Origin of the sequence: Mycoplana rhizolycopersici (assembly GCF_013378445.1) — a bacterium.
Taxonomy (GTDB): Bacteria; Pseudomonadota; Alphaproteobacteria; order Rhizobiales; family Rhizobiaceae; genus Mycoplana; species Mycoplana rhizolycopersici.
Map to the genome: position 1 here is coordinate 36,378 of NZ_JABXYK010000025.1, position 17,763 is coordinate 54,140.

The window sequence follows — 17,763 nt, forward strand, 5'->3', positions numbered from 1 at the left end:
TCAGCCTCCGAGATATGCGTCGATGACCATCTGGTTCGACCGGATTTCATCCGGCGTCCCCTCGGCGATGATCTCGCCCTGTGCCAGAACGATGATACGGGTGCAAAGCGACATCACGAACTCCATGTTGTGTTCGATGACGACGAAGGTCGTCCCGTGCTCGCGATTGTAGGTGACCAGCCGCTCCTTCAGGTGCCCGAGCATGGTCAGGTTCACCCCACCGGCCGGCTCGTCGAGCAGAACGATTCCTGGACCTGCCATGAAGGCCATCGCGGCATCCACGAGCTTCTGCTGGCCGTAGGAGAGGGAGCCGGCTGGCGTGTCGCGGTAAGGCGTCAGGCGGAAGAATTCGATCAGCTGCTCCGCCTTCCCGGTCAGGCCTGCGTCCGGCTTGCCCAGCAGGCGCGACAGCATCGAGCCCTGATGCTCCTGGCCGGCGAGGATAACGTTGTCCAGCACGCTCATCTTCGGGAAGACTGAAAGCTGCTGGAAGGTCCGGCCAACCCCCATCAGGGAAAGGTCCGCCGGGCGCACGCCGTCGGTCGAGCGGCCGTTGATCTCGCAATGCCCCTCGGTCGGCTTGAGCTGGCCAAGGATGCAGTTGAAGAGCGTGGATTTACCGGAGCCGTTCGGTCCGATCAGGCCCAGGATCTCGCCCTTCCGGACATCGAAGCTGACCCCGTTGACGGCCCGGATGCCGCCGAACTGCTTCGAAATGTTGTGCACCGAGAGGATGGGTGCATTCGTGTTGTCGGCACGCATGTTCATAGCTGGACCCCTTGCTTCAGATCGCGGCGGGCTTCTTGCCGGGGCTTGATCTTTTCGGCGAGCTTCTGGCCGAGGCCGATCAGGCCGTTCGGCGAATAGACCATCAGCACGATCACAAGCGCCGAGTAGATGATCAGGTAGTAGCCTTCGGTGAAACGCAGCATCTCGGGCAGCAGAATGACGACGGCAGCGCCGAGCATCGGGCCGAAGAAGAAGCCCGAGCCACCCACGACCACCATCAGCAGGAGCTTGAGCGAATGGATGAGGGCAAAGCTGCTGGGCTCGATGAACTGCACGAGCGGGGTCTGCAGCGCACCGGCAAGGCCACCGAAGGCAGAGCCGATGGCAAAGGCGAGCAGCGTCTGGCGACGGATCTTGAGGCCAAGGCTCTCTGCGCGGATCGGGTTCTCGCGCAGCGCCTTGAAGGCGCGGCCCCACGGTGAGCGCAGGATCCACCACATGGCCGCTGCAGCCAGCAGGAAGCAGACCAGCGAGAAATAGTAGAAGGCCAGGTTGCTGTCCGTGCTGATGCCGAAGAAGGTGGGGCGTTCCATGCCGACCAGACCGAACGAACCTCCGGTGATCTCCTCTTCGTTGCGCAGGACCAGGAAGAGCAGTGTGTTGAAGGCGAGCGTCACGAAGGCCAGGAAGTGATGCTGAACGCGCAGCGCCGGATAGCCGAGCAGAAGACCGACGGCGAAGCTCGACAAGATCGAGATCAGCGCCGCGACGCTCCAGTGGATGCCGTTCAACGTCATCAGCGCGGTGATGTAGGCACCGATGCCCATGAAGCCGGCCTGGGCGAGACTGACCTGTCCGGCATAGCCGAGCGTCAGGTTCAGGCCCATGGCCGCGATCGAGAACAGTAGCCACGAGCAGAGCGTGTAGATGATGTAGTTGCCCTGGCCGATCGGCGCGACGAGCAGTGCCGCGATGCCGAGTGCGATGAGAATGGGCTGATAGCGGGTCATACGGTTCTCCCTTCCGGGGTGCCGAGCAGCCCCTGCGGGCGCAGCAGGATGATGGCGATAAGCAGCAGGAGCGGCATGGCGGCGCGATACTGGGCGGAGATGTAGACAGCCGAGAGGTTGTCGATCACGCCGATCAGCAGGCCGCCGACAAGCGCGCCGCGGATCTGGTTGAAGCCGCCGACGATGGCGGCGATGAAGGCGACGAGGCCCAGCGTCTCACCGTTCGAGAACTTGGCGAGATAGATCGGCGAGATCAGGACCGACGCGATCGTGGCAAGGGCGGCGTTGATGAGAAACGTGTAGAGCACCATGCGCTTGACGTTGACGCCGAGAATTTCGGCCACGGCAGGGTTCTGGGCGCTGGCTTGCATGCAGCGGCCCGTCCGGGTGCGGTTCAAGAACAGCTGCAGGCCGCCGATCGCCAGCATCGAGACGACAAGGTTGCAGATGTCCTGCACCGAAACGCTGGCGCCGGCGACATTGTAGACGGTTTGCGGGAAGATCGCAGGGAAGGGTTGGGCGGTGGCCCCGTAGAACTCCTTCACGCTCTCCTTCAGAAGCAGGCCGAGTGCGATGGTGGCGATGACGAGCGGCAGAGTGCCGTGCGGCAGCATAGGCTCGACGATGAGCCGCTTGAACGCCACGCCGAGGATCAGCAGCGACAGAACCAGTGCCAGCAGGATGGACGTCCACATCGGCAGGCCGAGGACGGTCATGCCAATAAGCACGAAGAAGGCCGGGAGCATGACGAACTCGCCCTGGGCGAAGTTGATCGTTTGCGACGCCTGCCAAAGCAGCGTGAAGCCTACGGCGGCGAGCGCATAGATGGAACCGGCGGCGAGGCCGGAAACGAGAATCTGGATAAGCTCGGCCATGGTTTCGTCCTTCAAGGGCTGTTGGTCGGCTCTGCGAATAATGATGAGTAGCGGCCGGCGGCGTCATCCGCCGCCGGCATTGAGGGTGCCGATCAGGCTTAGTTCGGCGGCAGGATTGCTTGCACGACCTGCTTGCCGTTTTCGACCTTCACGAAGAAGCTCTCGCGGGACATTTCGCCCGTCTCGTCCCAGCTGACGTCCATCAGGACGCCCGGGTACTCGGAAGCCTTGAGCGTCAGGCCGTGCAGCTTTTCGGCGATCGCCTTGCTGTCCGGGCTACCGACCATCTCGGTGACGTATTTCAACGTCCAGGCAGCGGTATAGCCTTTGATGGCGTTGTGGTCGGGGGTGTAGTTGTACTTCGTCTTGAAGCGCTCGACCATTTCGGTGAGGGCAGGGATGTTGGCATCCGGCGTGAGCCCGACATGGCCCATGGCACCGTTGGCGGCATCACCGGCCAGTTCGATCACCTTGTGCCCGATCAGCGTGGTTTCGCCGATCAGCGGCTTATCTATACCCTGCTTGCGCGCCTCGCGCAGGAAGCGGGCGCTTTCCTCTTCGGTGAAATAGACGAAGATGGCGTCGGCGTCTGAATTCTTCAGCTTCAGAACGTCAGCGGAAAAGTCGGCCTGCGCCTGCTCGGCCGGCACGTCGATCACGATCGGAATGCCCGCCTTCTCCATCTCCGCGACGAATGCCTGATGACCGCCCTTGCCGAATTCGGTGTTCGCCCAGGCGACGCCCACCTTCTTCACCCCCATGTTATCGACCATGTACTTGACCATCTTCGGCACGCCCTTCTGCGAGCCGAACGCGGTCCGGAAGATGTACGGATTGCCCTTGGCGGTGATCGAAGGCGCCTCGGAGCCGGTGAACTGTGGAATGCCGTACTGCTTGGCAACCAGCATGTTCACCACCGTGGACGACGAGAAGACCGTGCCCGTGATCGCATAGACGCCATCGTCGATGGCCTTCTGCACCATGGCGCGGGAAACCTGCGGATCGGTCTGGCTGTCGTATTCGAGGACGGACACCTGCTCCTTCAGGATGCCACCCTGGGCATTGATCTCCTCGAAGCCCATCTTCACGCCGTCGCGGAAGTTCGTGCCAGCCGCAGCACCCGCGCCGGACAGTTCGATGATGGAGCCGATCTTGAGTTCTGCGAGTGCCGGTGCGACGCCAAGCGCCATCACCAGGGCCGCTGTCGAAAGAAGTCTTCTGATCATTGCGTTCCTCCCTATAATGATCATTGCTGACGATCCGAGCGACAGGCCAACGGACTGCTTCTCGGAACGCGGCGACCTTGATCTCCTCCCGGCGCCGCGATTTCTTTTAGTCGATACTCCCCATCCTCCCAGATGGACAACTTGTGTCACCATATCCGCTCGGACGGCGTGTTGACGAATACCGATTGGGCTCTTTGCATAACATCATGTTAAGCGCCCACTGTCGTTGGGACCTATCCACACATTGGCTTCAAAGTTTCCAGACCTGCGGAAACCCCGGCCTGAAGATCATTCGCCCGGCTCCACCTTTGATCCTAGAAGAAATCACGCCGCCTGCATCCGGAAAATGGACGATGGTCGCTAAACATTGGACGATTCCTTGCCGGCAACGTGCCGCAGTTCAGCGAGCGACCTTTCAATTCCGGCAGCTATGCCAGTCACGGGCTGGGAAGCCAGAAATTCGGGAACAGGATCGGAGGCAAGATCGGCGGGAATGCGCAGCGGATCGCCGCTGATGGCAACATCCGACCATCCGGTCTGGCGATGAAGCTCGGAGACGAATTCTGTCATCTCGGCTGTTTCCCCGGCCATGGTCACGACGGTTGCGCCGGTCAGCGGCGCCGACATTGCCGCAGCCATCATACGCGCGACGTCGTCCACATGGACGAAGCCGACGCGGCCGGAGAAGCGGATTTCAGCCGGCTCCTTGCGCGCTGCGGCCGCGATGGCGATCGACGGACCGGCCGCGATTCCTGCGCTGATGCCGGGCCCATAGACGATGTACGGCCGCAAGCCGAAGCTGGTCACGCCATGATCGATGTTGAAGGCCCGCGCAGCACCCTCGACCGCGAGCTTGGTCGCGCCGTAAATGGTCATGGGCTTCGGGTGGATCGGATCCTCCGGCCCGAAGACGCCGGCGGTGCTCAGATAAGCGACGGGAAGGCGACCTGCCTTTGCCGCTTCGAATACGTTGAGGCTGCCGATCAGGTTGACGCGCGCGCCGAGCAGCGGGTCTTTGGCGCAATCGGCGGTCATGAGGCCGGCGAGGTGAACGATTCCGGTACAACCGCTTGCCGCGGCGAGAACGGCCGCCGTGTCCGTAATGTCGCCGGTAACGACCTCGATCTCGGCGTGGGGCGGAAGGCGATCGGGCCTCGGCGCCAGATCGAACACACGGATACCGTGACCGGCACGGTGCAACGCTGCAATCGTGCGCAAGCCGACGAAACCTGTGCCGCCGGTGACGAGTATCCGGCTCATGCCGGCAAGTCCCTGTGCATCACTCCGGCCCACACGCAGGCGCAAGCCGGACTACGCGCGGCATGAGGTGCACATACCTTTGTCGCCCATACGGCTCCCATCCAGCATTCCTCCCAAAATGGCACCGGCATCGGCCAGCGGGGGTCAATATTGCAAAAAATAGAATGTCATTCAATAATAAACTTCAATTCCATTATTATGGCTGCGCTGGTAGCCTCAAGGCAGATCAGGGAGGATATCATGACAGGATCAATCGGCGTTGCAGTAATCGGTGCCGGTGCCATCGGACGCACACATATCGACACGCTGACCCGGATGGAGGGCCTGCACCTTGCAGCGATCATAGACCCGGCACCTTCCGGCGCAGCCCTTGCCCAATCGCTGGGCGTGCCCTGCCTCCCGGACACAGCCACCTTGATCGAGTCGGGAATTGCCGATGCGGCCATCGTCGCCACGCCGAACGAGACCCATTTGCCAATCTCCGAAGCCCTGTTGCAAGCGGGAATTCCCGTACTGCTGGAAAAGCCGGTGGCCGAGAGCCTCGCCTCCGCCCTTCGGTTGATCGAAATCGCCGAGGAGACTGGCAGGCCGCTCCTGGTCGGCCATCATCGCCGCCACAATCCGATTATCCGCAAGGCGCACGAAACCATCCATGCCGGCCGGATCGGCAATCTCGTAATGGCCACTGTCACCTGCTCGCTCGCCAAGCCGCCCTCCTATTTCGAGGCGGCCTGGCGCCGCACGCCTGGGGCAGGGGGGCCGCTGCTGATCAACCTCGTCCACGAAATCGATCTGCTTCGGCATTTCTTCGGACAAGTGGCCACTGTACAGGCGATTGCCAGCAACGGCCGACGCGGCTTTGCCGTCGAGGACACCGCCGCTGTCGCGCTGACCTTTGCGGACGGCGGCCTGGCGACACTATGCATCTCGGATGCGGCAACAGGACCGTGGGCCTGGGATCTGACTGCGGGCGAGAATCCCGTCCGCTTCCCGGCACATCCGGTGACCGCCCACCACTACGCGGGGAGCCGGGCCGGACTGTCCCTCCCGGACCTGACGCTCTGGGAGCCGGAGGGCGAGCCGGACTGGACGCGCCGCTTGCAGCCGACAAAGCTCGCAGTGGAGGCGGCCGATCCTTACGAGGAGCAACTCCGGCACTTCGGCAACCTGATCAGGGAAGGCGGCACGCCACTGGTCTCCGCGCGCGACGCGACGGCCAATCTGATCGTACTGGATGCCATTCGCGCGGCAGCCGAAAGCGGACGTGCCGTGGCTGTCGACCTTTCGCCGCTCGACGTCAGGGGCTGAGCACCTGCGCGGGGTGGTGGCAAGTCAGACTGAAACACGTTTCAATCAGCCATCGCCTCGCGCAGGCGTACCTCGTCGACCGGCAGACCGGTGAAGATGCGCCAGGCATCGACGCCCTGACCGATAAAGAGCTCGTAGCCGGATATGACCTGCAGACCCTCCGCGTCCGCATCCTGCAGGAACCGCGTCTCAGGAGGCGTGTAGACCGCGTCGAAAGCCCATTGAGCGCCGGCCATGGCGGCGCGCGCAAGCGGCGTGCCCTCATGGCCGACCATGCCGACCGGCGTACAATTCACCAGTCCGGCCACGCCCCTGGCAAGGACGGCAGCATCCGCGCCCGTTTCCGTCAGCAGATCGGGACGAGCGGCCTTCAGCGCCTGAGCGAGTGATTCCGCTCGCGACACGTCACGATCAACGATGTGAAATGCGCGAAGGCCGAGCGCGACAAGTGCAAACGCAATCGCCTTGCCGACCCCTCCCGCACCGATCATCAACACCGTACCGGGCAGGGCGTCGCCGCGAATTCGTCGATAGGCAGCGACAAAGCCTGAGTAGTCGGTATTGAAGCCGTGCGGCCCACCCTCATCGAACAGCACCGTGTTGACGGCGCCGATGGCAGCGACGAGCGGATCATCGATTTTGACCCGGGCGGCAGCGTTTTCCTTGTAAGGGTAGGTGATGTTCACGCCGCGGTAACCGGCAGCGGACACATCGTCAAACAACGCCTCGAACGTCATGCCGTGTTCGGCGGGCATCAGCCGGTCGTAGACGACGCGGCGTCCGTTCTGCGCGGCGGCCAGCATATGCAGGCGTGGAGAAAGCGACTTTGCGATATTGTCGCCCACCAGACCGAGGCGGATGGTTTCAGTCATGGGCTGCCCTTTCCTCCCCTTGCGCGTAGGGTCAGGGCTTTGCCCGACCGCAGGGTCAAAAGCAGCATTTCCGAAATGACGCTTAACGGCAAATACCCAGTTTGCAGCAATCATAACATGAAGTTATGGCGGTCGAACTTGGTGGGCGAGCGTCGGCGACGGCCGCGGCGAGCCTTATTAGGTGCGGCGCGCCGATGGGAGTCCTGCCTTTCCGACGAAACCGACCTGCGGAAAGACCAAGGACGTCCTATTCGCTGACGATGTCCCATTCGTCGTTCGGATTGAATGTGCGGATCTTCGACGCGATCTGCGCCGTATTCTCGCCGAGATCGGCCTCGTAGATGATGCCGTTCTTGTTGACGAGGAACGTCTTCACGCCGGTGAGGCCGTAGTTGACGGGCCAGGCCACAAGGGCGTGGCCGGCAATCATGTTGCCGTTGATGACGTAGTCATACTTTCCGCCGGCGATATTGTCGCCCTGGCCGGTCAGGATGCGGTATCGATAGCCGTGATACCCTTCCCCAGCCTTGGCCCTTTCGAGCGCGTCGCCATCGGCAAGCGCCGGTCCTGCGGGACTCTCCTCGCCGTCGCCCTGCTCCAACGGCCAATAAAGCCCGTCCTTCTGGCCCTCGCTGCTGACAACCTTTTGCGCATATTCGAGCACGCCGTCGCCGTCGCGGTCTTCGGAGGCATAATCCTCCTGCGCATCGACATAAGCCTTCAGCGTGTCGATCGTCTCCAGCTCGTTCTCGCCGACATGACGGTCCGCGATTTCGTCCAGCCCGGCATGCGTGTCGAAGGCCCATTTCCCGTCCTTTTCCACGAGGGGGAAGGGGAGCGGCCAGAGAATGTTTCCGATCTCAAGGACCTTGTCCGGTCCTTGGTCATCGAGCACCACCTTCTCCTTCACGCCGGCCTGGATGTCGGCAAACGTGTCCATCGCGCCTGGACTGGCCTTTGCCCTGGCCGGCTCGAGGCCGAGAAGCTCCGCGACCTTGTCAAAGTCGCTGCTGTCTACTGCCGCCTTGAATGCCTCGACGGCCTGCTCCGGCGTGGCAAACTCCGGCGGTTCCTGGGCCGAGATGAAATCGTCAAGCGACAGGTCCTCTGCCGGCTCCGCCGCCAGAACCGCCGGCGAGAAGACCGTTCCACCAAGAACAACCGCTCCGAACACCGACGATGCGATCCTGATACGCGCATTTTTCAACATCTGTGCCTCCTGATCGCTATCTTCAACGACGACCGCCGCCGCGACCACCGCCGCCGCGTGGGGGACGGGCGTGGCCACCGCCTCGACCGCCGCCCCGGCTGGCCTGCGGTCTGCGATTACCGCCGCCGCTCATCGACTGGCGCCCGCGATTGGACGAGACCTGCGTGTGCCTCTTGCTGCTGACGTTGCCCATGGCCGACGGGCGATTGCCCGAGCGCTTCTGCACCTGTCCTCCGGGCTTCGGCTTGGTGACCTTCCGGTTCGCGCTCTTCTGCTTGCCGCCTGCGCTGGCGCGATTGGCCACGTTTCCACCGTCCCGACGGGCACTGGCCGCCTGGCCGTCCCGGCGCGGGGCATCCGCGCGGCGCTGGACGTCGCCACGGTCCGCGCTCCCCGCGCGCTGACGCGCCCGGTCGGCATCCACCTTGCTCTTGCGGATATCGTCGACGGAAACCTTGCCTGGACGATTGGCAATCTTGTCTCCGCCGCTGCGCCGCACATCCTTGGCCCGGTTGGCAATGTTGTTGTCGCGGTTGGCCTTGAACTCATTCTTGAACTTGTCGCGATCGACGTTGGCAAGCTGGTTCTTGTCGAACTTGATCTTGGACCGGTCGACGTTTTTCCAGTCGACATCGTTCATCTTGAACTTGTCGCGATCGATATCGATGTCGTTGAAGCACTTGTCGCAGTCGATATCGACGTCGCCGCCCCAATTGCCACCCCAGACACCCCAGTCGTCCCAGTCGACGGTCGCGGCCCAGATCGCGCCACCCGCGATCGCAGCGGCGAAATAGGGCGCAGTCGGATAATAGTAGCTCGGATAAGGGTCGTCGTAGTATGTGATCGGCGCCGGCGCATAACCGGGCTCGTAGAGCATTTGCGGCTCATACTGCGGAATATAGATCTTTTCCGGATCCGCCGCCTGGATGACGACGTTGTCACCCTCGTTCACCACCTTCACCTTGTCGTCCGTCTTGATGACACCATCTGCGACCGCCTTGTCGCGCAGCGTCTGGATCGCCATCAGCACGTCTTTTTGCTGATAGGCCAGCGCGCTGCCGAGCGACTGGGTCCAGTCGAGGTCGTCGCCCATCATCTTCACGATGTCCGGATAGTTCAGCAGAGAGATGACGCTGTCGTCCCAGCTGTCCTTCGGCTGGAGATCCTTGTCCTTGATCTTCTGCTCGAGAAAGCGCTCGGCCTCGACGATCTGCAGCGGATAGAGGGAAGCCGAACTGACGAGCGCCACCAGTTCGTCTGGATAGAGCGCGATCCTCGCGACCAGGATTTCCAGTTCGTCTTCGGTGAGGAGGTTCTGATCCTCACCTGACGCCTGATCGGTTGCCGTGGACGTCGCGGCAGCCTGTTGTTGCGCGAATGCCGGTCCGGTCCAATCCGGGCTGGCGGTCAATGCCAGCAGCACGCCGACGGCCAGGCCAGGCCGCAATTGAAGAGAAAGCCTGTCGAAGCCCATGATCCTCAGCCCTCCATGCTTCAGTATCGGGAAAATTAACTGTCTGGCTGCAATGTCGAATTGGAGTGCACGCTCGATCGGAGCCACTCGAAGAATAATTTTAGAGCCGCCGGCGCGACGGGCAATGCTCACACCCTAGCGCTCATTATTCATCAAGTAAGCGCGAAAAGATAGCGGAATCAACGATGCGCCACGCTTGTAATATTGGCCTGCGCTTCTTGCTCGGCCGGCATCACGCATGGTATATAAGCACGCCGCATGTTCTTGCCGACTGGTCGCAACCAGATCTTGGGGAGGTTTGGCGGTGAAGCCTGTTTTGATATCGATCATGGCCTTGCTGTCGCTGGCGGCATCGTCATTTGCGGGTCCGCTGCACGATGCGGCCAAGGCCGGCAACAGCGCGCTCGTCAAACAACTGATAGACAAGGGCGCGGATCTGTCCGAGCCCGACGCCACGGGCGAACCCGCACTTGTCATCGCCGCCCTTGCCGGCAAACCGGATGTGGTGGCCGTCCTGCTCGATCGCGGCAACGACGTGGAGATCCGCAACAAGGGCGGCCTGACGGCGTTGCACGCCGCCTCCTATGGCGGATATCTCGATATCGTCGAGATGCTGGTCAAACGGGGCGCCGACGTCAACGACGTCAAGAATTTCTATCACATGTCGCCACTTCACGCCGCAGCGGAGGAGGGGCACGCAGATATCGTCGCCTTCCTCCTGGCGCAGAAGGCGGATATCGAAGCGAAGGAACGAAATGGCTACACCCCGCTGACGCAGGCGGGATGGCGGTCCCACTGGGAGGCTGCGGACCTCCTTCTGAAGGCAGGGGCCACTTGCCAGAAGGCCGAGATCGTCGGCGACTGGCTGTACGGCGAGTGCACCAAACGGCAATAGCTGCCGGTCAGGTGCGGGACGCCGCTCGATGGAGAGATCACATGGGCACTGCAAGATGGTTTGCCGCGGCCTTGCTCGGCGCTTCCACCATTCCGATTTCGGCCTGGGCCGAAGATTTCGTCAATACCGGATATTTCGGCAACGTCGCGATCAAGGGCTACGATACGGTCGCCTATTTCACGCAGCACGAGGCGGTCGAGGGCTCCCCGCAGTTCACCTACGACTGGCTCGGCGCCACCTGGCAGTTCGCAAGCGCCGAAAATCGCGATCTCTTCGCCAAGGAGCCGGCTAAGTATGCGCCGCAATATGGCGGCTATTGTGCCGACGGGGTGTCCTTCGGCACGGTCACGACCAATATCGACCCCAGGGCCTGGCGCATCATCGACGGAAAGCTGTACATCTCCTACGATCCGGGGGCTGCCGAAGGCTTCGAGAAGAATCCGAGCAAGCTGCCGGACTCGCAGAAGCACTGGGCCAATGTCGAAAAGACGCTTGTTTCGGAGAAGGACGCGGTCGACTGGCGCCACGCCCCCCAATGAGATGGCCCGTCACGGTGGACTGCTCAGCGCAGCGTTTCACGGGGTTACGGAAAAGTACTTCGCCGCCTGCGGCGTGACGTGGACATAGTCCTGGTCGGGCTGGTGGCCGCCGGTGTTGCGCAGCACGTAGCCGCAAACCATCCGGTTGAGGAAGTATCCCTCGAATTGCTCGCAAAGGCGATCGCCGCGAACCTCAGCCTTGCCGGTGATGCTGGTGTTGGCGGTGCGATAGGCGGTATCGCCGGTTCGGCCGAAATATTGCATGAACTCCGTTCCGTTGCGGTGGCGTCCGGCCCAGGTTCTGTTGTCGACAAGGGCCTTGAGGTCGCTTTCTCCCAGGCGATCGGCCCCGCCGGTTTCGATACCAAAGGGCCAAACGGGAACTCCGGCGCTCTGGAGCCCCCGAAGGTGATAGTCCAGATCGTCGGGGCGCCAGTAGTCATAGAGATGGCTGTAGTAGGTGAGGTTGACCTCGGAAAACATCGCGCGCAGTTTCTCCGCCTCCGCGCGGGCGGCGCGGCCGTCACCCGCTTCGGCATAGGCGGCCGCGAGATATTCGCTCGCGGACTCCGAACCTGGTAGTTCCCTCTGCGCCGCCTGTATCAGCGATATCGCCGCGGCGTTCGATCTGGCGATGTAGAGAATGATGCCGGCGAGCAGCCTGAAGCTCGGTATCGGCGTCGGATCGAGGCGCAGGGAATATTCGGCCTCGGACACGGCCTGCGCGTGATCGCCGGTGAGGGCGAGGACCAGGCCGAAACTGGCATGGGCCTCCGGATCGTTGGGCTGGGCGGATACGGCGCGCTCCGCCGAAACTCTCGCCTCGTCGCCATGCCCGTCGACCAGTTGCAGCAATGCAAGCACCATGTGAGCGCGGGCATTGTCGGGATCGAGCTTCAGCGCTTCGCCGGCGGCGTCATAGGCGATCTTGCGTGCAACGGCCGCCGACCAGATGTAGTTGAAGTCGTTGCGCCAGATATCGACCGCAATGCGGGCGATGCCGGCATGGGCATCGGCGAAGCGCGGATCGAGGTCGATCGCCTTCTGATAGTAGGACAGGGCCTGTCGGTAGCTCTGAACGTCTCCGAAGCTCGGCCCCTGCTGCTCGGCACGCATGTAGAAGTCGTAGGCTTCGAGGTTGTCGGTTGGAATGCGGGCAATCTGGTTGCGCTCGCCCTCGCTGATGCGGATCTCGAGCGCGGAAATGATCTTGGCGATCACGTCGTCCTGAACGGCGAAGAGATCGGCGAACTTCCTGTCGTATCGCTCCGCCCAAAGCGACAGGCCCGAGACGGCATCGATCAGCTTCACATTGATACGCAACTGCACGCCCGCGCGCTGGAGCGTTCCTTCGAGAAGGTACTTTACGCCCAGTTCGCCGGCGGCGCCCTGCGCTCCCCCTCCCGCCTCCGCAAGCGCAAACACGGAGTGGCGCGCGATCACGAACAATCCGGAGACCTTTGAAAGTTCCGTGATGAGGTCGTCAGTCAGTCCTTGCGCCAGATGATCCTGCTCCCTGTCGCCGGTCACGTTGATGAAGGGCAGGACGGCGACCGAGGGCTTGTCGGGGAGGGGATAGGCGATACGTTCGCCTGCGGTATCGGCCGTCGACGGCCAAGGCTGCAACCACGCCACCCCGCCGGCCAGGACAAGGATTGCTACGGCTGCCGCAGTGAAGGCGACATGCTTTCGGTTCCTGCGGTAGACGAGTCGTGAACTGACGCCCCTTCGGGACGTATCAGACAGTACGAGGTAGACGTGGACGGGATCATCGATGTTCTTGACCCATTGCGGCCCGACGTCGGTGAACGCCGCATCGGTCTGCCCCCGCACCTGATCGTGGGCGCTGCCAGAAAGGGCGATACCGCCCGGCTCTGCCAGTGTCTGGAGCCGGTCGGCGATATTGACGCCGTTGCCGTGGATGTCGTCGCCCTCAACGATCACGTCGCCCAAGTTGATGCCGATGCGGAACTGCAGCCGGCGGTCAACGGGCGTGTCGTCCTCCTGTTCGCGCTTGGCGTTCTGAACCTCGATTGCGCAGCGCAGGGCGTCGACGACGCTTCGGAATTCGACCAGCAGCCCATCGCCCATCGTCTTCACCAGCCGGCCGTGATGCATCTCGAAGGCGGGCGAAAAGACTTCGGCAAGATCGCGCTTGAAACGAGCGCGCGTCCCCTCCTCGTCGACCAGACTCAGTCGGCTGTAACCCACGACGTCAGCGATCATGACGGCGGCAAGATGACGCTCCATAGGCAATAATCCACGAAGCTAGCAGTCTGCACATGCTACAGCAGCTTGGCGGCTACGACCATGTGCTTCGCCCGGTTCGCCTTCGGTACGGCCTTATTGGGGAAACAGGAAGGTCACCACGAACCGGAAACCGAGACCCTCCTGGGCATTTTCCGGCGCATCGGCCCAATAGCGTAGTCCAGCGGTGAAGCTGACCGGCTGTTTGTCGAACTTCACCAGCTTGCCAACGGTGAAATTGACTGGGACCGACCATTGGTCGCCCTCCCAGTCGTAGGTCGACTCGGTGTTCAGCGTGAAGGTCCAGGCATCGGGCGTCGTGTAGGAGACAAACGGCTGAAGGAACGTCGAATTGACGTCGACGCGATCATCCTCGCCGGCAAACGACCAGATGTGGTTTGCAAGCATGCCGTAGGTCCACGGGCCTTGCTGCTTCAGCGCCACCGCCGTCGGGCCGGCTCCCCATTTGCCGCTACCGGTCAGTTCGTCGGTCGCGGTGGGGATGAGGAATACCGGCCCGAGGCCCCATATCAGACCGCCTGGCCCGGGTTGCTTGGGAGAGAGGAAAAGGCTCTGGGTGATGTCGCCAAGGCCGAACTGATGGCCGGACGGACCGGCGATGTCGTTCTGCCAGATCAGCGGCATGATCGTGCGCGAGATGACGTTCCAGTCCTCGTTGATCGAGATCGGGATGACGGGCTGGATGTTCAGCGTCTCCCGGTTACCGTCCTCCGGACCGAACCCGCGATCGTAATTGAACTGGAACGGCACGCTGATCATCGATGCGACGGGATTGGTCAGCTTCTTGGCAAGATCCGCACTGCTATCCTGCGCCGCGGCCGTGCCACAGGATACCATCCACGCAAACAGCACGGCACCGGCCAGATCTGCTTTCGCTGCCATACCCGTCTCCCCGATGCACACGTGCGAATCTGTCGACGTGAAACGTGCCTTCAACTTCGTTGCCTGGCAAGGGCCTCGGGGGAGCGTGCGGCCGGCCGGCGCGGTTCAGTGCCCACCGAAGAGGCCGACCACCCAGTAGGTGAGGGCGGATACGACGGCAGCCGCGGGCAGGGTGACGAACCAGGCGACGACGATGTTTCCGGCAAGCCCCCAGCGCACAGCGGAGACGCGCCGCGCAGCACCGACGCCGATGATCGCGCCGGTGATCGTGTGCGTCGTCGAAACCGGGATACCGAGCCAGGTGGCAGCGAAGAGGGTGATGGCGCCGCCGGTCTCCGCGCAGAAGCCCTGCATCGGGTTCAGCTTGGTGATCTTCGAGCCCATCGTGTGGACGATTCGCCAGCCCCCGAACAGCGTGCCCAGCGCAATCGCCGCCTGGCAGGTGATCACCACCCAGAAGGGGACATAGAATTCCGATCCGAGATGCCCCTGCGAATACAACAGGACAGCGATGATGCCCATCGTCTTCTGCGCATCGTTGCCGCCGTGCCCGAGCGAATAGAGCGAGGCGGATATGAACTGCAGCCCGCGGAAGCTGTTGTCGACAGCAAACGGCGTCTGGCGCACGCAGATCCAGGAGACGAGCAACACCAGCATCAGCGCCAGGAAGAAGCCGATGGCAGGCGACATGAAGATCGCGCCGACCGTCTTCAGCACTCCGGACAGGACGATGGAATCAAAACCGCTTCTGGCAAGCCCCGCGCCCACGAGCCCGCCGATCAGCGCATGCGAGGAACTGGACGGGATCCCGAACAGCCAGGTGACGACGTTCCAGATGATCGCGCCGATCAGGGCCGAGAAGATCACCGCCGGCGAGACGATCGCGGGATCGATGATCCCCCGGCCGATCGTCTCTGCGACATGCAGGCCGAAGAACAGAAAGGCGATGAAGTTGAAGAAGGCGGCCCACATGACCGCGTATTGCGGCCGCAGCACCCGGGTCGAGACGATCGTGGCGATCGAGTTCGCTGCGTCGTGCAACCCGTTCAGGAAGTCAAACAGCAGGGCGATGCCGATGAGCGCCACCAGCAGAGGCAGGGCGAGGGTGGCGTCCATCAGACGTTCTCGATCACGATGCCGCTGATTTCATTGGCCACGTCTTCGAAGCGGTCCACGACTTTTTCAAGCTCGCCGTAGAGTTCGCTGCCGATCATGTAGGCCATCGGGTTGGACGCGCCATGGCGCTGGAACAAGTCCTTCAGCCCTTTTTCATGCAGTTCATCGGCCCGCCCCTCGATGCGCATCACCTCTTCGGCAATCGCATTGAGGCGCGGTGCATTCGTGCCGATCTTATGGAGCTGCGGTATCGCTTCGCTCACCAGGTGGGCCGCCTTGACGATGATCGCGCCCATTTCCTGCATGCCGGGATCGAAGCTTTTCTGCTCGAACAGCCGGATTGTCTTGACGGTTTTGTGCATCATGTCGATGGCGTCATCGAGCGACTGGATCAGGTCCTTGATGTCGCCGCGGTCGAAGGGCGTGATGAAGCTCTTGCGAACGGCGAGCAGCACTTCGGCCGTGATATGGTCGGCCTTGTCCTCGAGTTCGACGATGCGGTCGCAATGCTTTTCTATTTCAGGCCCTCCGGCGAGAACCTTCTCCAGCGCCTCCGCCGCTCCGACCACCGTTTTCGCATGCGCGTCGAACATGTCGAAGAACCGGTCTTCCCGGGGCATCAAGGCGCGAAACCAACTCAGCACGTGGCGTTTTCCCATATATGACAGTTTTATGACAGCGCCTTAACGGAATGCGGCCGCCATGAAAAGACGCGAAATACCGGAAATCGGCTACCCTTCCGGCATCTCCTGCCTTAATTCACTGCCTTTTGGGGTAGCGGTTGATTGCCTGCAGTCTTCGGCGCGCCTATTTCGATACCATGCTCTCGTACGAACAAAGACAGCGTCGGCGCAGAGCCACTCGGCCGTATTTTCATGGTTTCGTTGTCGATGACGCCGGCGGCGGAGATAGCTTTGCCCCCGATGTGGATTTCCGCGAAGCTGCCAAGGCCCGCGTCCCATGTTGCCAATTTGCATCGCAAATCAGCAATCCGCAATCAGCCTTGTCTCAGCGACCTCAATGTCAGGCCGATGGACGCCACTTTGGCCAGCTTGCCTGCAGTTGGAATCGGATACGCAGAGCGACATCGGCGTGCATTGACGCTCTTTATTCCGCCGCTGTCTCCCTCATCAACGCTTTCTCTCGTCGCGCAATCACCGCCGGATCGTTCATGAATCCGTCCTACGGCCGGGCTTGCGGCCGCGCTTCTGGTAGCCGTTGGCTGTGCTACCGTCACGAATGCCAAACCTATGATCCGTTTGACTCTCATGGTCAGCCAGCGGCCTCCAAATTCCGGCCTCGGTCATCCACTGACGCAGCGTCTACTTGGCGACCCGAAATCCGGTGCAGCTCGATCAGCTTCTCGCGCGCCAGCGTCGGACCGAAATCCAGATAGCGTTCGCGGATCAGATCCGGCGCTGCATTGCGGAAATTCTCGCTGTGGCGCAGACCGGCCGGACCATCCTGATCATAGGCCTGCAGCAGCCTGTGGACCTGACTTCGACTGAGGTCGAGCAACTCAGCCGCGTGGACAACCTCAGGCGCGCGTCGCGGATCTTCTGATGACTTCGAGGCGATGCAACTCTTTCTGCGACATGGTGATCAAACAGGACATGACGACTCCGACCGCTCATGGTCTCGACCAGGCTGAGGGTCGCCACCCTTGCTCCCGACGTTGATATTGATCAGCGCGTCGAGAGGCGAGACTGTCGCATCTCTGACTGCCCCAACTGTCGCATTACTAAATAGCCTCTACATGAAAAAATCGTGTAATGTGTCTTATGGAACTGTCCTGCCGCCGCGACTTAGCATCGACTGACTGCGGAACGGCAGTTTGGAGGCGTCTGGGCCTGCCACCCCTCCTCCAACACCCTTGCCAGCATGTCCGCGAAGAAATCGGCGTTTTGGCGGGACAGGCAAAGTGGCGGCTTTATCTTCAGCACGTTTAGATAGTCGCCGGTCGGCGGCATGACGGCGCCGAGGTCGAGAAGCCTGCTGCAGATGGCGGCTGTTTCCTGCGTGGATGGCTCCAGCGTTTCTCTGTTGCGAACAAATTCGAGGCCGAGATAGAGGCACATACCGTGCACCGCGCCGACGAT

General features: G+C 62.0%; 17 protein-coding genes. 4 read left to right on the forward strand and 13 right to left on the reverse strand.

Features of this window, described 5'->3' with window-relative positions; all coding sequences use genetic code 11:
* The 5 genes from HV823_RS24605 to HV823_RS24625 form a co-directional block, all read right to left on the reverse strand.
* Nucleotides 1-768 (reverse strand): ABC transporter ATP-binding protein, encoded by a 768-nt coding sequence (locus HV823_RS24605; RefSeq protein ID WP_246301941.1) that lies wholly within the window; start codon nucleotides 766-768, stop codon nucleotides 1-3.
* A complete protein-coding gene (locus tag HV823_RS24610; RefSeq protein WP_176952316.1) occupies nucleotides 765-1,739 on the reverse strand; it encodes a branched-chain amino acid ABC transporter permease in 975 nt (324 codons plus the stop codon). The genes HV823_RS24605 and HV823_RS24610 overlap by 4 nt, the downstream gene beginning before the upstream one ends.
* Nucleotides 1,736-2,614 (reverse strand): branched-chain amino acid ABC transporter permease, encoded by an 879-nt coding sequence (locus tag HV823_RS24615; RefSeq protein WP_176952317.1) that lies wholly within the window; start codon nucleotides 2,612-2,614, stop codon nucleotides 1,736-1,738. The genes HV823_RS24610 and HV823_RS24615 overlap by 4 nt, the downstream gene beginning before the upstream one ends.
* Before the next feature lie 98 nt (nucleotides 2,615-2,712).
* Nucleotides 2,713-3,840, reverse strand: a complete 1,128-nt coding sequence (locus tag HV823_RS24620; RefSeq protein WP_176952318.1) for an ABC transporter substrate-binding protein — start codon at nucleotides 3,838-3,840, stop codon at nucleotides 2,713-2,715.
* Between the two features lie 360 nt (nucleotides 3,841-4,200).
* Nucleotides 4,201-5,100 carry an NAD-dependent epimerase/dehydratase family protein gene (locus HV823_RS24625; protein WP_176952319.1) on the reverse strand — a complete coding sequence of 300 codons (900 nt, stop codon included), beginning with the start codon at nucleotides 5,098-5,100 and terminating at the stop codon, nucleotides 4,201-4,203.
* A gap of 240 nt (nucleotides 5,101-5,340) precedes the next feature.
* Between HV823_RS24625 and HV823_RS24630 the strand changes: the two genes are divergently transcribed.
* Entirely contained in the window at nucleotides 5,341-6,408 is a 1,068-nt protein-coding gene (locus HV823_RS24630) for a Gfo/Idh/MocA family protein (protein ID WP_176952320.1), read from the forward strand.
* Nucleotides 6,409-6,449: 41 nt separating this feature from the next.
* Here the strand turns inward: HV823_RS24630 and HV823_RS24635 are convergent, their stop codons facing one another.
* The 3 genes from HV823_RS24635 to HV823_RS24645 form a co-directional block, all read right to left on the reverse strand.
* Nucleotides 6,450-7,280, reverse strand: coding sequence for a shikimate dehydrogenase family protein (locus HV823_RS24635; RefSeq protein ID WP_176952321.1), 831 nt, complete (start codon nucleotides 7,278-7,280; stop codon nucleotides 6,450-6,452).
* Between the two features lie 247 nt (nucleotides 7,281-7,527).
* Nucleotides 7,528-8,490 carry a DUF2950 domain-containing protein gene (locus HV823_RS24640; protein ID WP_176952322.1) on the reverse strand — a complete coding sequence of 321 codons (963 nt, stop codon included), beginning with the start codon at nucleotides 8,488-8,490 and terminating at the stop codon, nucleotides 7,528-7,530.
* 22 nt (nucleotides 8,491-8,512) lie between these two features.
* Nucleotides 8,513-9,964 carry a DUF3300 domain-containing protein gene (locus HV823_RS24645; RefSeq protein WP_176952323.1) on the reverse strand — a complete coding sequence of 484 codons (1,452 nt, stop codon included), beginning with the start codon at nucleotides 9,962-9,964 and terminating at the stop codon, nucleotides 8,513-8,515.
* A gap of 328 nt (nucleotides 9,965-10,292) precedes the next feature.
* Between HV823_RS24645 and HV823_RS24650 the strand changes: the two genes are divergently transcribed.
* The gene (locus HV823_RS24650; protein ID WP_176952335.1) at nucleotides 10,293-10,859 is read left to right on the forward strand and encodes an ankyrin repeat domain-containing protein; all 567 of its coding nucleotides are present in this window, start codon (nucleotides 10,293-10,295) and stop codon (nucleotides 10,857-10,859) included.
* 41 nt (nucleotides 10,860-10,900) lie between these two features.
* The gene (locus HV823_RS24655; protein ID WP_176952324.1) at nucleotides 10,901-11,398 is read left to right on the forward strand and encodes a YHS domain-containing (seleno)protein; all 498 of its coding nucleotides are present in this window, start codon (nucleotides 10,901-10,903) and stop codon (nucleotides 11,396-11,398) included.
* A 36-nt stretch (nucleotides 11,399-11,434) separates the two neighbouring features.
* Here the strand turns inward: HV823_RS24655 and HV823_RS24660 are convergent, their stop codons facing one another.
* From HV823_RS24660 to HV823_RS24675, 4 genes are all read right to left on the reverse strand, one after another.
* Nucleotides 11,435-13,648, reverse strand: coding sequence for an adenylate/guanylate cyclase domain-containing protein (locus HV823_RS24660; RefSeq protein ID WP_176952325.1), 2,214 nt, complete (start codon nucleotides 13,646-13,648; stop codon nucleotides 11,435-11,437).
* A gap of 93 nt (nucleotides 13,649-13,741) precedes the next feature.
* On the reverse strand, nucleotides 13,742-14,548 hold the full coding sequence (locus HV823_RS24665) for a transporter family protein (RefSeq protein WP_176952326.1): 807 nt from the start codon (nucleotides 14,546-14,548) through the stop codon (nucleotides 13,742-13,744).
* Nucleotides 14,549-14,653: 105 nt separating this feature from the next.
* Entirely contained in the window at nucleotides 14,654-15,664 is a 1,011-nt protein-coding gene (locus HV823_RS24670; RefSeq protein WP_176952327.1) for an inorganic phosphate transporter, read from the reverse strand.
* On the reverse strand, nucleotides 15,664-16,308 hold the full coding sequence (locus tag HV823_RS24675) for a DUF47 family protein (protein ID WP_176952328.1): 645 nt from the start codon (nucleotides 16,306-16,308) through the stop codon (nucleotides 15,664-15,666). The genes HV823_RS24670 and HV823_RS24675 overlap by 1 nt, the downstream gene beginning before the upstream one ends.
* A gap of 682 nt (nucleotides 16,309-16,990) precedes the next feature.
* Here HV823_RS24675 and HV823_RS27465 point away from each other — a divergent pair.
* Complete coding sequence (locus HV823_RS27465; protein ID WP_425487698.1) at nucleotides 16,991-17,227, forward strand: hypothetical protein; 237 nt, start codon at nucleotides 16,991-16,993, stop codon at nucleotides 17,225-17,227.
* A gap of 242 nt (nucleotides 17,228-17,469) precedes the next feature.
* Here the strand turns inward: HV823_RS27465 and HV823_RS24685 are convergent.
* Nucleotides 17,470-17,763: hypothetical protein (locus HV823_RS24685; protein ID WP_176952329.1), on the reverse strand; the 294-nt coding region annotated here is incomplete at its 5' end.

Bases quoted from the DNA above. Each gene is read 5' to 3' on its own strand.
- HV823_RS24605 (WP_246301941.1), bottom strand. From the start codon at position 768: ATGAACATGCGTGCCGACAACACGAATGCACCCATCCTCTCGGTGCAC.
- HV823_RS24610 (WP_176952316.1), bottom strand. From the start codon at position 1,739: ATGACCCGCTATCAGCCCATTCTCATCGCACTCGGCATCGCGGCACTG.
- HV823_RS24615 (WP_176952317.1), bottom strand. From the start codon at position 2,614: ATGGCCGAGCTTATCCAGATTCTCGTTTCCGGCCTCGCCGCCGGTTCC.
- HV823_RS24620 (WP_176952318.1), bottom strand. From the start codon at position 3,840: ATGATCAGAAGACTTCTTTCGACAGCGGCCCTGGTGATGGCGCTTGGC.
- HV823_RS24625 (WP_176952319.1), bottom strand. From the start codon at position 5,100: ATGAGCCGGATACTCGTCACCGGCGGCACAGGTTTCGTCGGCTTGCGC.
- HV823_RS24630 (WP_176952320.1), top strand. From the start codon at position 5,341: ATGACAGGATCAATCGGCGTTGCAGTAATCGGTGCCGGTGCCATCGGA.
- HV823_RS24635 (WP_176952321.1), bottom strand. From the start codon at position 7,280: ATGACTGAAACCATCCGCCTCGGTCTGGTGGGCGACAATATCGCAAAG.
- HV823_RS24640 (WP_176952322.1), bottom strand. From the start codon at position 8,490: ATGTTGAAAAATGCGCGTATCAGGATCGCATCGTCGGTGTTCGGAGCG.
- HV823_RS24645 (WP_176952323.1), bottom strand. From the start codon at position 9,964: ATGGGCTTCGACAGGCTTTCTCTTCAATTGCGGCCTGGCCTGGCCGTC.
- HV823_RS24650 (WP_176952335.1), top strand. From the start codon at position 10,293: ATGGCCTTGCTGTCGCTGGCGGCATCGTCATTTGCGGGTCCGCTGCAC.
- HV823_RS24655 (WP_176952324.1), top strand. From the start codon at position 10,901: ATGGGCACTGCAAGATGGTTTGCCGCGGCCTTGCTCGGCGCTTCCACC.
- HV823_RS24660 (WP_176952325.1), bottom strand. From the start codon at position 13,648: ATGGAGCGTCATCTTGCCGCCGTCATGATCGCTGACGTCGTGGGTTAC.
- HV823_RS24665 (WP_176952326.1), bottom strand. From the start codon at position 14,548: ATGGCAGCGAAAGCAGATCTGGCCGGTGCCGTGCTGTTTGCGTGGATG.
- HV823_RS24670 (WP_176952327.1), bottom strand. From the start codon at position 15,664: ATGGACGCCACCCTCGCCCTGCCTCTGCTGGTGGCGCTCATCGGCATC.